Source organism: Malikia sp., assembly GCF_028687635.1.
Taxonomy (GTDB): domain Bacteria; phylum Pseudomonadota; class Gammaproteobacteria; order Burkholderiales; family Burkholderiaceae_C; genus Malikia.
On record NZ_JAQTZS010000001.1, the window covers coordinates 149,936 to 165,017 of the forward strand.

At 67.0% G+C, this 15,082-nt stretch carries 11 protein-coding genes and 1 pseudogene; 4 read left to right on the plus strand and 8 right to left on the minus strand.

Features of this window, described 5'->3' with window-relative positions:
* Positions 1-27 precede the first annotated feature (27 nt).
* Positions 28-207 (plus strand): annotated as a pseudogene (locus tag PHR85_RS00755) (3',5'-cyclic-nucleotide phosphodiesterase); the annotation flags it as partial.
* 44 nt (positions 208-251) lie between these two features.
* Here the strand turns inward: PHR85_RS00755 and pyrF are convergent.
* Entirely contained in the window at positions 252-1,088 is an 837-nt protein-coding gene (gene pyrF / locus PHR85_RS00760) for an orotidine-5'-phosphate decarboxylase (RefSeq protein ID WP_300049284.1), read from the minus strand.
* Between the two features lie 113 nt (positions 1,089-1,201).
* On the opposite strand from pyrF, the gene PHR85_RS00765 reads away from it, so the two are divergent.
* Positions 1,202-1,969, plus strand: a complete 768-nt coding sequence (locus PHR85_RS00765; RefSeq protein ID WP_300049286.1) for a class II glutamine amidotransferase — start codon at positions 1,202-1,204, stop codon at positions 1,967-1,969.
* On the opposite strand, the gene gshB is transcribed toward PHR85_RS00765, so the two are convergent.
* From gshB to gshA, 3 genes are all read right to left on the minus strand, one after another.
* Complete coding sequence (gene gshB, locus PHR85_RS00770) at positions 1,970-2,926, minus strand: glutathione synthase (RefSeq protein ID WP_300049288.1); 957 nt, start codon at positions 2,924-2,926, stop codon at positions 1,970-1,972.
* Between the two features lie 51 nt (positions 2,927-2,977).
* A complete protein-coding gene (locus tag PHR85_RS00775; protein ID WP_300049290.1) occupies positions 2,978-4,846 on the minus strand; it encodes a potassium transporter Kup in 1,869 nt (622 codons plus the stop codon).
* Between the two features lie 96 nt (positions 4,847-4,942).
* Positions 4,943-6,238: a glutamate--cysteine ligase gene (gshA, locus tag PHR85_RS00780; RefSeq protein WP_300049292.1), complete on the minus strand. Its 1,296-nt coding sequence runs from the start codon at positions 6,236-6,238 to the stop codon at positions 4,943-4,945.
* A gap of 197 nt (positions 6,239-6,435) precedes the next feature.
* Here gshA and PHR85_RS00785 point away from each other — a divergent pair, with 197 nt between their 5' ends.
* Entirely contained in the window at positions 6,436-7,617 is a 1,182-nt protein-coding gene (locus PHR85_RS00785; protein WP_300049294.1) for an MFS transporter, read from the plus strand.
* Positions 7,618-7,726: 109 nt separating this feature from the next.
* Here PHR85_RS00785 and PHR85_RS00790 read toward each other — a convergent pair whose 3' ends face one another.
* The 4 genes from PHR85_RS00790 to PHR85_RS00805 all read right to left on the minus strand — a co-directional run bounded on the left by PHR85_RS00790 (position 7,727) and on the right by PHR85_RS00805 (position 14,006).
* Positions 7,727-9,718: a methyl-accepting chemotaxis protein gene (locus PHR85_RS00790; protein WP_300049296.1), complete on the minus strand. Its 1,992-nt coding sequence runs from the start codon at positions 9,716-9,718 to the stop codon at positions 7,727-7,729.
* 209 nt (positions 9,719-9,927) lie between these two features.
* Positions 9,928-11,418 (minus strand): M20 family metallopeptidase, encoded by a 1,491-nt coding sequence (locus tag PHR85_RS00795; RefSeq protein ID WP_300049298.1) that lies wholly within the window; start codon positions 11,416-11,418, stop codon positions 9,928-9,930.
* A 43-nt stretch (positions 11,419-11,461) separates the two neighbouring features.
* Positions 11,462-12,010, minus strand: a complete 549-nt coding sequence (locus tag PHR85_RS00800; protein WP_300049300.1) for an adenine phosphoribosyltransferase — start codon at positions 12,008-12,010, stop codon at positions 11,462-11,464.
* A 7-nt stretch (positions 12,011-12,017) separates the two neighbouring features.
* Complete coding sequence (locus tag PHR85_RS00805) at positions 12,018-14,006, minus strand: monovalent cation:proton antiporter family protein (RefSeq protein WP_300049302.1); 1,989 nt, start codon at positions 14,004-14,006, stop codon at positions 12,018-12,020.
* A gap of 68 nt (positions 14,007-14,074) precedes the next feature.
* Between PHR85_RS00805 and PHR85_RS00810 the strand changes: the two genes are divergently transcribed.
* Entirely contained in the window at positions 14,075-15,064 is a 990-nt protein-coding gene (locus PHR85_RS00810; RefSeq protein WP_300049304.1) for an SIS domain-containing protein, read from the plus strand.
* Positions 15,065-15,082: the final 18 nt, after the last annotated feature.

The following is a 15,082-nucleotide window of genomic DNA, read 5'->3' on the forward strand; positions in this document are numbered from 1 at the left end:
CGCGGTGGTTCCGATCGTGCGACTCGCATGAAGGTACGCGTGCTGGGCTGCTCGGGCGCGATCGCGCGCCATGCGTGCACCACGTCCTTCCTGATCGACGAGTCCCCGCGGGTCGATGCCGGCACCGGCGTGGGCGACCTGACGCTCGACGAGATGGCGCGCATCGACCATGTGTTGCTGACCCAATCGCACCTGGACCATGTGGCCTGCGAGATCCTCGATGCGAGCCGACAACCGCCAGCCTGCCGCTGTCAGCGCGCAGCGTTCAGCAGGTCGCGCGTGCGCAGCGCCTCGGCGCGCGCGGCCTGCGCGAAATCCTCGCCGGCGCTCGCGTAGAGCACGGCACGCGAGGAATTGACGATCACGGCGCCAGTCGTGACACCGCCCTCGGCGCGCCAGCCGGCCTGCACCGTGGCCTTGGCGTCGCCGCCCTGGGCGCCCACGCCGGGGATCAGCAGCGGCAAGGTCGGGGCGAGCTCGCGCACGCGGCGGATCTCTTCCGGATAGGTCGCGCCGACCACCAGGCCCAGCTGGCCGTTGAGGTTCCAGGGGCCTTGGGCCAGGCTGGCGAGGTGCTCGAACAGGCGCGGCTGGCCCTCGACATCGGCCAGGCGCTGGAACTGGAAGTCGTCGCCGCCCGGATTCGAGGTGCGGCAAAGCAGGAACACCCCCTTGCCGGGATAGCGCAGGTAGGGCTGGACGGTGTCGAAGCCCATGAAGGGTGACAGCGTGACGGCATCGGCGCCGTAGCGCTCGAAGGCCTCCTTGGCATACTGCTCGGCGGTGCTGCCGATGTCGCCGCGCTTGGCGTCCAGGATGATCGGCACCTGCGGCGCGCGCACCCGCATGTGCGCCATCAGGCGTTCGAGCTGGTCCTCGGCGCGGTGCGCGGCGAAATAGGCGATCTGCGGCTTGAACGCGATCACGAGGTCGGCGGTCGCGTCGACGATGGCCGCGCAGAAGTCGTGGATCCTGGAGGGATCGTTGCGCCAGTGGTGGGGAAATTTGGCCGGTTCGGGGTCCAGGCCCACGCAGAGCATGGACTGGTTCTGGCGCTCGGCCGCGCCCAGCATGTCGATGAAGTTCATGCGCCCGATTGTAGAGAGGCACACCCCAGGCCGGAAGTTCCCGCAGCACAGCGACTGGCCGGAGAGTGCAGGCGCTAAACTGCTGGATCTGCCCCTACCCTCTGCCCGCCCCCATGTGCCAACTGCTCGGACTCAACTGCGCCACCCCGACCGACGCCACCTTCAGCTTCTCCGGCTTTTGCCAGCGCGGCGGCGCCACCGATCAGCATGCCGACGGCTGGGGCATCGCCTTCTTCGAGGGCAAGGGTCTGCGCCTGTTCGTCGACCATCACAGCGCGGCGGCCTCGCCGATGGCGGACTTCCTGCGCCATTACCCGCTCAAGAGCACCAACATCATCGCGCATGTGCGCAAGGCCACGGTGGGCCAGGTCAGCCTGGAGAACGCCCACCCCTTCACGCGCGAGCTCTGGGGCCGGCATTGGGTATTCGCGCACAACGGCGACTTGAAGGACTACCAGCCGCGGCTGCACAGCCAGTTCCAGCCAGTCGGCAGCACCGACAGCGAACGGGCCTTCTGCTGGATCATGCAGGAGCTGGCCAAGTCGCATGCCGGCGTGCCCAGCATCGCCGAACTCACGCTGACGCTGCGCGAACTGGTGCCTCAGATCAGAAAGTTCGGCACCTTCAACTTCCTGCTCTCGAACGGCGAGGCGCTGTGGGCGCACTGCAGCACCAAGCTGTACTACCTGGTGCGCCAGCATCCCTTCCACCAGGCCACGCTGATGGACCAGGACTTGACGGTGGATTTCGCCCAGCTCAACCAGCCGGGTGACCGCGCCGCCGTGATCGTGACCCAGCCGCTGACCAAGGACGAGGACTGGATCGCCTTCGAGCCCAACGAGCTCAAGGTGTTCGTCGACGGCCTGCCGCAGCCAGGCTGATCAGGCCAGCGCCACCTCGAGCGCGTCGAGGTAGAGCGCCGCGACGTCGCAGCCGGTCTGGTCGAAGATCTCCTGGAAGCAGGTCGGGCTGGTGACGTTGATCTCGGTCAGGTGCTCGCCGATGATGTCCAGCCCCACCAGCAGCAGGCCGCGCGCCAGCAGGATGGGACCGAGCGCCTCGGCGATCTCGCGGTCACGCGCCGACAGCGGCTGCGCCACGCCCTTGCCGCCAGCGGCCAGGTTGCCGCGGATCTCGCTGCCCTGCGGGATGCGCGCCAGGCTGTAGGGCACCGGCTTGCCACCGATCAGCAGCACCCGCTTGTCGCCCTGGGCGATCGACGGCAGGAACTTCTGCACCATCAGGCTCTGCGCGCCATGGCGGTTCAGCGTCTCGATGATGCTGCCCAGGTTCAGGCCGTCCGGACCGACGCGGAAGATGCCCATGCCGCCCATGCCGTCGAGCGGCTTGAGGATGATGTCGCCATGCTCCTCATGGAAGCGGCGCACGTCAGCGGCGTCGCGCGTGACCAGGGTCGGCGCGATCAGCTCCGGGAACTCCATGATGGCGAGCTTTTCCGGATGGTCGCGCAGCGCGGCCGGGGCGTTGAAGACGCGCGCGCCCTCGCGTTGCGCCTGGCCCAGCAGGTGGGTGGCGTAGAAATATTCGCTGTCGAAGGGCGGGTCCTTGCGCATCAACACGGCGTCGACCTCGGCCAGCACCTGGGGCCGCTCGTCGGGCGCCTGCTGTGCGGCGACGAACCAGTCGTCGGCGTCGCCGGTCAGCGTGATGTCGCGCACATGGGCCGTCACGCGACCGCCGCGCTGCCACATCAGGTCCTGGGGCTGGCAGGCCATCAGCTGGTGGCCGCGCCGCTGCGCCTCGCGCATCATGGCGAAGGTGCTGTCCTTGTAGGTCTGGAACGATTCGAGCGGGTCGGCGATGAAAAGTATTTTCATGAGATTGGCGGGACAGACCGGCGCCTGGCGACGCTCTGTCCTAAACAGGTATTAGATTTCGATCTTGGAGCCCAGCTCGACCACCGCGTTGTTGGGCAGGTGCAGGAACTGAGCCGCCGCGCTAGCGTTGTGGTGCATGGAGGCAAACAGCTTTTCGCGCCATTGCGCCATGCCGCCACCGATGGTGGGGATCACGATGTCACGCGACAGGAAGTAGCTGGTCGTCATCGGTTCGAGCGCGACGCCACGGCCCTTGAGCTGCTCCAGCGCCTTGGGCAGGTCGGGATCGTTCTTGAAGCCGTAGTTGACGATCACCTCCCAGCAGTCGTGACCCAGCGGCTCGATTTCGAGGCGCTTGTCCATTCCCACCCAGGGCACCGGATGGTTGCGCACGGTCACGAACAGGTTGTGCTCGTGCAGCACCTTGTTGTGCTTGAGGTTGTGCAGCAGCGCATTGGGCACGACACCAGGCTGGGCCGTCAGGAACACCGCCGTGCCCTGCACCCGCACCGGCGGACTGATGAAGACCGCATCGAGGAAGCCGCCGAGATCGAGCGCATCGCTCTTGAGCGACTCGTTGAGCAGACGCCGCCCCTCATGCCAGGTGATCATCAACAGGAAGATCGCGGCACCGATCAGCAGCGGGAACCAGCCCCCCTCGGTGAACTTGAGCAGGTTGGAACTGAAGAAGGCCAGGTCGATCACGAAGAAGAAGCCGGTAGCCCCCACGCACAACCACCAGTTGTAGCCCCAGCCGTAGCGGATCACGAAGAAGGTCAGCACGGTGGTGATCAGCATGTCGAGCGTGACCGCGATGCCATAGGCGGCGGCCAGGTTGCTCGACGACTTGAACAGCGCCACCGCCAGCACGATGGCGACGAACAGCCCCCAGTTGACCAGGGGGATGTAGATCTGGCCGGTATCCTTGATGCTGGTGTGCAGGATATGCAGGCGTGGCAGGTAGCCCATCTGGATCACCTGCTTGGTCACGCTGAAGGCGCCCGAGATCAGCGCCTGCGAGGCGATCACGGTCGCTGCGGTCGCCATGATCACGGTCGTCGGCAGCAGCCAGTCCGGCGCCAGGTTGAAGAAGGGGTTCTTGACCGCCGTCGGGTCGGCCAGCAGCAGCGCGCCCTGACCGAAGTAGTTCAGGATCAGGCAGGGCATGACCACGCTGAACCAGGCGAGCCGGATCGGCTTCTTGCCGAAGTGGCCCATGTCGGCATAGAGCGCCTCGCCGCCCGTCACGCACAGCACCACCGCGCCCAGGATGATGAAGGTGGTGCCGGGGTAGTTCCAGATGAAGCGCAGCGCGTGGTGCGGGCTCAGCGCGCCGAGGATCTCGGGGTGGTCGGCAATGTGCGGCACGGCCAGCGCGGCGATGCCGATGAACCACAGCAGCGTGATCGGGCCGAAGAACTTGCCGATGCCGGCGGTGCCGTGCTTCTGTACCGCGAACAGGCCGAACAGGATCACCAGCGTGAGCGGGATCACCGCCTTCTTGAAGGTCGGCGAGATCACCTCCAGGCCCTCAACCGCCGACAGCACCGAGATCGCGGGCGTGATCACGCCGTCACCGTAGAACAGGCAGGTGCCAAAGACACCGATCAGCAGCATCCAGCGCCGCAGCCTGGGCTTGTGCTTGATCGATTCCGACGCCAGCGCCAGCATCGCGACCAGCCCGCCTTCGCCGTGGTTGTCGGCGCGCAGCACCAGCGTCACGTACTTGAGCGAAACGATGATGGTCAGCGTCCAGACAAAGATCGACAGCACGCCGTAGATGTTGTCCGGGGTGAACTCGACATGGCCGGAGTGGAATACTTCCTTGACCGCGTACAGCACGCTGGTGCCGATGTCGCCGTAGACGACGCCGATCGCGCCCAGGGTGAGCGCACCGAGTGAAGATTTGGAAGCAGACACGGGATATGCGGGTGGCCCCTGGCCACCCGGTAAGTTTAGCTGGCGCTATTGTGCGCCCGAATTGTTACCGGGCGTAACCGATGGAGCGCCGCCGCTTCAGTCGTAGACTTCGGCGTTGGGGTCGGTGGCCTCCAGCTCGTAGCTCGCCGCCAGCATGGCCAGGCGCCCGATCACGCCGTACATGTAGAAGCGATTCGGCACGCTGGCGCCGGGCTTGAAGCCGGGCTGCGGCTGCTGCGCGCCCTTCTCGAAGGCCAGCGGCACGAAGCTGGCGCCCGGCGCATTGAGGTTCTCGTCGACGCCGCGATCGGCATGGACGCGGTAGAAGCCGCCCACCACGTAGCGGTCCAGCATGTAGACCACCGGCTCGGCGACCGCGTCGTTGACGCGCTCGTTGGTCAGCACGCCCTCCTGGATGATCACGTCGTTGACGATCTGGCCGTCCTTGATGACGTTCATCTTGTTCTTGGTGCGACGGTTCAGGCTTTCGAGCTCCTTGGCGTCGCGCACCGTCATGATGCCCATGCCATAGGTGCCGTTGTCGGCCTTGACCACCACGAAGGGCTTCTCGTTGATGCCGTATTCCTTGTACTTGCGCCGGATCTTGCCCAGCAGCGCATCGACATTGGTCTGCAGGCATTCCATGCCGGTGCCCTCGGCGAAGTTGACCGCGCCACAGCTGTTGAACAGCGGGTTGATCAGCCAGGGGTCCATGCCCAGCAGCTTGCCGAAGCGCTTGGCGACCTCCTCGTAGGCCTTGAAATGCTGGCTCTTCTTGCGCACATGCCAGCCCGCGTGCAGCGGGGGCAGCAGGAACTGCTCGTGCAGGTCCTCCAGGATGCCGGGCACGCCCGCGCTCAGGTCGTTGTTGAGCAGGATGGTGCAGGGGTCGAAGTCCTTCAGGCCGATGCGCCGGTTGTGGCGGATCAGCGGCTCCAGCATGACCTGCTCGCCGTTGGGCAGCTGGAAGGTGGTGGGCTCCTTGATCTCGGGGTTCAGCGAGCCCAGGCGCACGTTGAGACCGGCCTGGTAGAAGATCTTCTGCAACTGCGCCACGTTCATCAGGTAGAACATGTTGCGGGTGTGGTTCTCGGGCACCAGCAGCAGGTTCTTGGCCTCGGGGCAGATCTTCTCGATCGCGGCCATGGCGGCTTGCACCGCCAGCGGCAGCATCTCGGGCGTGAGGTTGTTCCAGCCGCCGGGGTAGAGGTTGGTGTCGACCGGCGCGAGCTTGAAGCCGGCGTTGCGGATGTCGACCGAGGAGTAGAACGGCGGCGTGTGCTCCATCCACTCCAGGCGAAACCAGCGCTCGATCACCGGAGTGGATTCCAGGATGCGCTGTTCGAGTTCGTTGATCGGGCCGGTGAGTGCGGTGACGAGATGGGGAACCATGGTGAGGCCCTTTTTTAAGTATTGGATTGCGCCTGGTCAGGCACCGTTATGAGGCGACATTCTAGAGACTGGGGGCGACAGCGGCTATTGCAAGCAAGACGATCGCAGACTGGGACACGCCCGAGCTCGAAAATACCCCGCCCCCCATATACTCGCAAGCTGCCCTCCCGACCTGTCCACCTGCTACCTCGCCTTCCATGAACCCCAACCTCTGGCTGCTGGCCGCCGCGCAAGGCCTGTTCCTGACCAACAACGTGGTCTTCATCGCGATCAACGGCCTGGTCGGCCTGAGCCTGGCGCCGCTGGGCTGGATGGCCACCCTGCCCGTCATGGGCTATGTGGTCGGGGGGGCGCTATCGACCGGACTGGTCGCGCGCAGCCAGCGGCGCTGGGGCCGCAAGGTCTCGTTCCAGCTCGGGCTGGGAGTGGCGCTGCTGTCGACCCTGGCCTGCGCCGCCGCGCTGCAGCTCGGCAGCTTCTGGCTGCTGGTCGCCTCCACGCTGGTGGCGGGCTACTACAGCGCCAACGGCCAGCTCTACCGCTTCGCCGCTGGCGAGCTGGCCGCGCCGGTCTTTCGCGAGCAGGCGGTCTCGCTGGTGCTGGCCGGTGGACTGATCGGCGCCGTCGCCGGCCCCAACCTGGCCACGCAGACGCGCGACTCGCTGGGGCAGCCCTTCCTGGGCGCCTACCTCGCGCTGGCGCTGGTCGCGCTGCTGGGAATGGCGGTGATCGGACTGATCCGCTTTCCGGCGGAACCGGCCAGGAAGGCCGGCGCCAGCAGCGGCCGCCCGCTGCGCGAGATCGCGCGCCAGCCGGAGTTCATCGTCGCGGCGGCCTGCTCGGCGCTCGGCTACGGCGTCATGAACCTGCTGATGGCCGCCACGCCGCTGGCGATGCAGGTCTGCGGCATGCCGTTCTCGGACGCGGCGCTGGTGCTGGAGTGGCATGTGATCGGCATGTTCGCGCCCGGTTTCTTCACCGGCCATCTGATCAAGCGCCTGGGCGTGCTGCCCGTGATGGGCGCGGGCGTGCTGCTCAACGCGGTCTGCATCGCGATCGCGCTCTCGGGCCAGGAGCTGCACCAGTTCCTGCTCGCGCTGTTCCTGCTCGGCATGGGCTGGAACTTCCTGTTCACCGGCAGCACCACGCTGGCGATGCAGGCCTACCGCCCCGAGGAGAAGGACAAGGCGCAGGCCGCGATCAACTTCTGCGTCTTCGCCACCATGGCCCTGACCTCGTTTGCCTCGGGCGCCCTGGTCACGACCCAGGGCTGGGTGCTGTTGAACTGGGGCTCGCTGATCCCGGTCGGTCTGACCGGCCTGGCCTTGCTGTGGCTGGCCGCCAAGCGGCGCACCATCAACGGCAAAGCCCCGGTCTGACCCAATCCATTATTCTTGGCGCCGGCCGCGCCTGGTGGCTGAAAAGTTTCCAGAACGTTTCCAGAACGCGGCCTGCCGCGTCGCTCTCGCTGGGCCGTGGCCAGCGGCGCTAAGCCGCCTGCGGCCCGGGCAGGGCAAGTTGGCTGTTCGGCTCCAACTGGAACACCGACACCACCTTGACCAGATCGTCGGCCTGCATGCTCAGACTGCTGGCGGCGGCGGCCATCTGTTCGACCATCGCGGCATTCTCTTGCGTCGCCTGGTCCATCTGCGTGACCGACTTGCCGACCTGCATCACGCCCGCGCTTTGCTGCGCACTCGCCACGCTGATCTCACCCATGATGCGGGTGACGCGCTGAATCGCGTTGACGACCTCCGACATGGTGCGGCCAGCCTGATCCACCAGCAGCGAACCCTGTTCGACCCGTTCGACGCTGATGCCGATCAGGTCCTTGATCTCCTTGGCGGCGGCCGCGGACCGGCTGGCCAGACTGCGCACCTCGGAGGCCACCACCGCGAAGCCGCGACCCTGCTCGCCGGCCCGCGCTGCCTCTACCGCCGCATTCAGGGCCAGGATATTGGTCTGGAAGGCAATGCCATCGATCACGCCGATGATGTCGGCGATCCGGTTGGAGCTTTCGTTGATCGAGCGCATGGTGGTGACGACGCGACCCACCACCTCGCCGCCAGCCAGGGCCACCTGCGAGGCCGTCTGCGCCAGCTGGGTGGCCTGCTGGGCGTTCTCCGCGTTGTGCTTGACGGCGGAGCCCAGCTCATCCATCGAGGACGCGGTTTGCTGCAAAGTGAACGCCTGGTTCTCGGTGCGGCTCGACAGGTCGTGGTTGCCCATCGATATTTCGGCGCTGGCCGAGGCCACGGCCCGCGCGCCCTGACGCACCTTGGCCACCACGTTGACCAGGCTGGCTTGCATGGTTTGCAGCTGCATCATCAGGCAGTTCGGGTCCTGGCCTTGCCCTCCTGCCGGCTGGCTCAAATCACCGGCGGCGATGCGCTGGGCGACTGCCGCCGCGTCGGCCGGCTCGCCACCAATCGGCCGCAGCACCATGCGATCCAGCGACAAGCCCAGCACCAGCGAGACACCCACGATGCTGACCAGCCCGAGGGCCAAGGCCCAGAAGCGCAGCCGATGGACCTCGGCCAGCATTTCGCTGGTGGGAATGGTCACGACAAACGACCAGGGCATCTGGGTCGCCCCCACCTTGACCGGAACATAGAGGCGGGTGACCTCGCCCAGGCGCTCGTCGTGGGTGGTCAACTCGTGCCGCTGGCCAGCCTGGATGGCGGACCGCACCGCGGCGAGCCCGGATTCCTGGCCCAGGCTCTTGCCAATATTGGCCGCGTCACGGTCGCCGACATAGACCGCCTGGTTCGACAGCAAGCTGGCATAGCCGGTGTCGAGGATACGGATCTTGCCGACATGCTGCTGCAGGCTGGACAAGGTGATGTCCACCCCGGCGACCCCGACGAATTGGCCGTCGATCCTGATCGGCACCACCACGCTGGTGATCTGGAACTCCTTGCCGACCACGACATAGGGGTAGGGCTCGACCAGCGTTTCATTGCCCGTCTGCTTGGGGATCAGGTAATAGTCGCCGGGCCCGGGCTTGTCGTAGTCGAGCAGCGGCTCCAGCACGATCTGGCCCGAGCCACGGTTCCAGTAAGGCACGTAGCGGCCGGTGCCATCGTGGCCGGACTGGTTGATGTACTTGGCATCCTGGCCGTCGAGTGCATTAGGCTCCCAGCCAGACCAGACCCCCAGAAAGTTCGGATTGCCCGCCAGCACCCCCTTGAGCATGGCATCGGCCTTCGCTCGGTCGATATGGCCCTGGGCTTTCATCTCGCCCATGGCCTGCGCCAGCGTGCGCGCCGCGTCCAATGCGTTGTCAAGCACGGCGGAGACCTGCCGGCTCTGATGATCCGCCAGCTCGTTGGCGTAATCCAGGGACAACCGTTTTTGCGCGCTCCCGGCCTGACCGACCAGGACGGCCACGGTCAGCGAAAAACCGATCAGGACAACCAGTATCACCAGCAACTGCTGCCTGAGGCGCAGGTTGAATTTCGGCTTGATTGGGTTCCACATGCTGACGTTCCTTGCAAAGACCGATCCGGCCTCGATCCAGGTGTGAAGCCATATCGGGATGGGTCGGCTGTCATCAAGCACGATCCATGCCGGGCGATTCCCAGCGCTGGGGCAGCGCGGAACCAAAAACAGGAAAGTCTGTTGGGAAAGAAGAGGCAATGCGCACCAATATGGGGCGAAAGCCGGAACCTCAAGGCCCAATTGCGGGCTCAGGGCATGCGCGCGATCACCTCGACCACGGCAGCCGTCAGGCGCTGCGCATAGGGCAGATGCAGGAATTCATTCGGGCCATGCGCGTTGCTACGCGGGCCCAGCACGCCGCAGACCATCATCTGCGCCTTCGGGAAGCCCTGGCTCAGCATGTTCATCAAGGGGATGGTGCCGCCCTGCCCCAGGGTCGCGCAGGGCGCGCCGTAATGCGCCTGACTGGCGGCCTGCAGCGCCTGCTCGAACCAGGGCGTGGTGGCAGGCGCGTCCCAGCCGGTCGCGGCGCCCTCGGGCTCGAAGGTGACCTTGGCCTGATAAGGGGCGTTGTCTTCGAGCAGGGTTTTCAGCTGCTGCACGGCCTGGCCCGCGTCAACGGTGGGCGGCAAGCGCAGACTGAGCTTGAACGCGCTCCAGGGGCGCAGCACGTTGCCGGCATTGGCCAGGCTCGGAAAACCGTCGGCGCCGGTCACGCTCAAGGTCGGACGCCAGGTGCGCCGCAGCAGCGCCTCGACCGGATCGGTCGTGGTCGGCAGCGTGAAGCCCGAAGATCCACCGCAGTCATGGTGCGCCCAGGGAAAGCGGCGCCAGACCTCGTCGCCCAGGATGGCCGCGGTCGCGCGCGCCTGCTCCAGGCGCAGCGCCGGGATCTCGCCGTGGAAGGCGCGTGGCAGCAGCTCGCCACTGGCGCTGTCCTCAAGCCGGTCGAACAGCTGGCGCATGATGCGAAAACTCGACGGCACCAGGCCCGAGCTGTCGCCCGAATGGATGCCCTCGGTCAGCACCTCGACCTTGAGCACGCCGCTGGCGACGCCGCGCAGGCTGGTGGTCAGCCAGAGCTGATCGTAGTTGCCGGCACCGCTGTCGAGGCAGATCACCAGGCCGACCTGGCCCAGGCGAGGCTTGAGCGCGTCGACATAGGGCAGCAGGTCGTGCGAGCCGCTCTCCTCGCAGGTCTCGATCAGTCCGACGATGCGCGGGTGCGCCACGCCCTGCGCCCGCAGGGCCTGCACCGCCGTGATGCTGGCATAGACCGCGTAGCCATCGTCGGCGCCGCCGCGACCGTAGAGCTTGTCGTCGATGATCCTGGGTGTCCAGGGGCCGAGGTCGCTGCGCCAGCCGCTGAACTCGGGCTGCTTGTCGAGGTGACCGTACATCAGCACCGTCTCGCCGCTGGCCGGCGCCGGACTGCCCTCGCATCCACTGCTGGCCGGGATCTCGAAGAACAGCACCGGGGTGCGCGGCTGGCCGTCCGGCGTCTGAAGGCGCAGGATCTCCAGCGTCAGTCCGTCGATGCGCTGCGCCTGCACCCAGTCGGCCGCCTGGCGCAGCACGGCATCCAGATAGCCATGCTCGGCCCAGGCCGGGTCGAAGGCCGGCGACTTGGCCGGTACCGCGATGTAGCGCTGCAGCTCGGGCACGATGCTGGCGCGCCAGCGTTCCTCGACGAGCGCGGCAAGGGACTGGGAATCGAGAGCGGGAATTCTGGCGTTCATGCCTTCATTCTCACATGCCGACCCGACCCGCGTCAGACCGGACTCAGTGGCCGCCGAAGCTCATCAGGCAATGCACCGGCAGGCCGGCGGCGCGCAGGCGATCGGCGCCGCCGAGCTCGGGCAGGTCGACGATGGCGGCCGCCTCGACCACCTCGGCGCCGAGGCGCTCAAGCAGACGCTTGCCCGCCATCATGGTGCCGCCGGTGGCGATCAGGTCGTCGACCAGCAGCACGCGCTCGCCTGGCGCGACGGCATCGGTGTGCAGCTCCAGCGTGGCGCTGCCGTACTCGAGCTCATAGGTTTCGGCGATGGTGCGAAACGGCAGCTTGCCCTGCTTGCGTATCGGCACGAAGCCCAGCCCCAGCGCGTAGGCCAGCGCCGCGCCGACGATGAAGCCGCGCGCGTCGAGACCGGCCACCCGGTCCGGACGCAGCGCCGGGTCACGGTAGCGGCTGGCCAGGCGCTCGACCACCTCACGCAGCAGCTGGGCGTCCTGCAGCAGCGGGGTGATGTCGCGGAACTGCACGCCGGGGGCCGGCCAGTCGGGCACGGTCCGGACATGCGATTTCAGGTCTATGCGGGTGACGTTCATGGGATGATTATCGTCCGCTGACCAGTTTTTTCTCGGCCAGCCCGAGCGCATCGGGCCGGCCCGACAGCACCAGCGTATCGCCACCTTGCAGGACCAGTTCATCCGTCACTGGGACGTTCTTGCCGTCGGCGCGACGCAGACCCACGACCATGACGTCCAGCAAGGGCAGCAGCAGATCGCCCAGCGTCTTGCCCAGCATCTTGCCCGCCGGCGGCAGCGTCACCGTGACCAGGCGCTCCTGCCCCTGATCATCGGCCGTGCTGTCATCGGCACCGTGGAAATAGCCGCGCAGCAGCGAGTAGCGCTGCTCGCGCTGCTCCTGCACGACGCGGAACACGCGCCGCATCGGCACGCCGACCAGCGCCAGCGCATGACCGGCCAGCATCAGGCTGGCCTCGATCGCCTCGGGCACCACCTCGGTCGCACCGGCCTGACGCAGCTTCTCGATATCCTGGTCGTCGACCGTGCGCACCATGACCGGCACGGTCGGGGCATGCTCGTGCGCGAGCGCCAGCACCTTGATGGCGCTTGGGGTATCGAGGTAGGTCACGACCACCGCACTGGCGCGCTTGAGTCCGGCCGCCTTGAGCGCCTGTACCCGCGCCGCGTCGCCATAGACCACCGAATGGCCGGCTGCCGCGGCCTGGCGCACCCGGTCCGGATCCAGGTCCAGCGCCATGTAGGGGATGCGCTCGCGCTCAAGCATGCGCGCGAGGTTCTGGCCGCAGCGGCCATAGCCGCAGATGATCACATGCTTGTCGGCCGCCATCGCGCGGGTGGCGATCTGCGTCATCTGGACCGACTGCATCAGCCAGTCGCTGCCAACCAGCCGGCTCACGATCACGTTGCTGCCCATGATCATGAACGGCGCCAGCAGCATCGAGATCACCATGGAGGCCAGCACCGGGTTGAACAGCTCGGGCGGAATCAGGCGGTTCTGTGCCGCGAGCTGGAGCAGCACGAAGCCGAACTCGCCAGCCTGCGCCAGGTAGAGACCCACGCGCAGGGAGGTGCCCAGCGGCGCGCCAAAGGCCCGCACCAGACCGCTGATCACGGCCAGCTTGAACAGGAACGAGACGACCAGCAGCAGCAGCACCAGCGGCCAGCGCTCCCAGACGATGCGCCAGTCGAGCAGCATGCCTATCGTGATGAAGAACAGCCCCAGCAGCACGTCATGGAAGGGCCGGATATCGGCCTCGACCCGGTGCTTGAACTCGGTCTCCGAGATCAGCATGCCGGCGACAAAGGCCCCCAGCGCGAGCGACAACCCGGCGTGCTCGGTCAGCCAGGCCAAGCCCAGCGTGAGCAGCAGGATGTTGAGCATGAAGAGCTCCTCGCTCTTGCGCCGCACCACCAGCGTCAGCCACCAGCGCATCACCTTCTGGCCGCCGGTCAGCAGGATGCCGAGCAACACGACCGCCTTCAACAGCGCCAGCCCCAGGCCCGTGAGCAGTTGTTCGGGCGGCGAGCCCAGCGCCGGAATCAGCACCAGCAGCGGCACCACGGCCAGATCCTGGAACAGCAGGATGCCGACCACGCGCTTGCCATGCTCGGACTCAAGTTCCAGACGGTCAGACACCAGCTTGATGACGATGGCGGTCGAACTCATCGCCATCACACCGCCGAGCGCGAGCGCGTTGTACCACTCGAGCTTCCACCAGCGCGGCAGCCACCAGTCGAGCAGCACCGAGCCCAAGGTGGTCAGTGCGACTGTCAGCACCACCTGCAGCAGCCCCAGGCCAAAGACATGGCGGCGCATCGTGCGCAGCTTGGGCAAGCTGAACTCCAGCCCGATCACGAACATCAGGAACACGACGCCGAACTCGGCCAGGTAACGCAAGCCAGCCGAGTCCTGCGCCAAGGCCAGCGCATTGGGTCCGATCAGCACGCCAACGGTGAGGTAGCCCAGCATGGGGGGCAACTTGACCAGGCGGCACAGCACCACGCCCGCCACGGCGGCCACGAGGTAGAGTAACGCGATATCGAGGGAATTCATGCCCCGATTTTATCGGCACCGGCAACCCGGCCGACTGCGGGCTCGCTCCTTGTCCGATAATTCCGCCCATGACTGCAAGCCACCTGCTCGACCCGGACGCCACGCTGGCGCTGGCGCGCGACGTCCTCGACATCGAATCCCAGGCCATCAGCGCGGCGGCGGCCCGGCTGGACGAACGCTTCGTGCAGGCGGTGCGGATCGCGCTGAACTGCGGTGGGCGCGTGGTCGTGACCGGCATGGGCAAGAGCGGCCATGTCGGGCGCAAGATCACCGCCACGCTGGCGTCGACCGGCACGCCGGCGATGTTCGTGCACCCGGCCGAGGCCAGCCACGGCGACCTCGGCATGATCACGCGCGCCGACGTCGTGCTCGCGATCAGCAACAGCGGCGAGAGCGAGGAGCTCACCGCCATCCTGCCGCTGATCAAGCGCATGGGCGTGCCGCTGCTGGCCATGACCGGCCGCTCCAGCTCCAGCCTGGGCCGGCATGCCGACGTGGTGCTCGACACCGGCGTCGAGAAGGAGGCCTGCCCGCACAACCTGGCACCGACCGCCAGCACGACGGTGCAGCTCGCCATGGGCGACGCCCTGGCGGTCGCGCTGTTGAGCGCCAGAGGGTTTCGCCCCGACGACTTCGCGCGCTCGCACCCGGGCGGCGCGCTCGGGCGCAAGCTGCTGACCCTGGTCGGCGACGTGATGCGGCCGGCCGAGCAAGCCCCTCGCGTGGGTCTGGATGCCTCCCTGTCGGAGATGATGCGCGAGATCAGCGCCAAGGGCCTGGGCGCGACCGCGGTGATCGACGCGACCGGTCGTCCAGTCGGCATCTTCACCGACGGCGACCTGCGCCGCCTGATCGAAGGGGGCACCGAGCTGCGCGCGGTCAGCGCCGGCGCGGTCATGCACCGCCATCCACGCACCGTGCGCCCGGACGCCTTGGCGGTCGAGGCCGCCGAGCTGATGGAAACGCACAACATCAACAGCCTGCTGGTGGTCGATGCCCAGGGCCACCTCTGCGGTGCGCTCAACAGCCACGATCTGATGCGCGCCAAGGTGATCTGACCCGACCCCATAACCGTT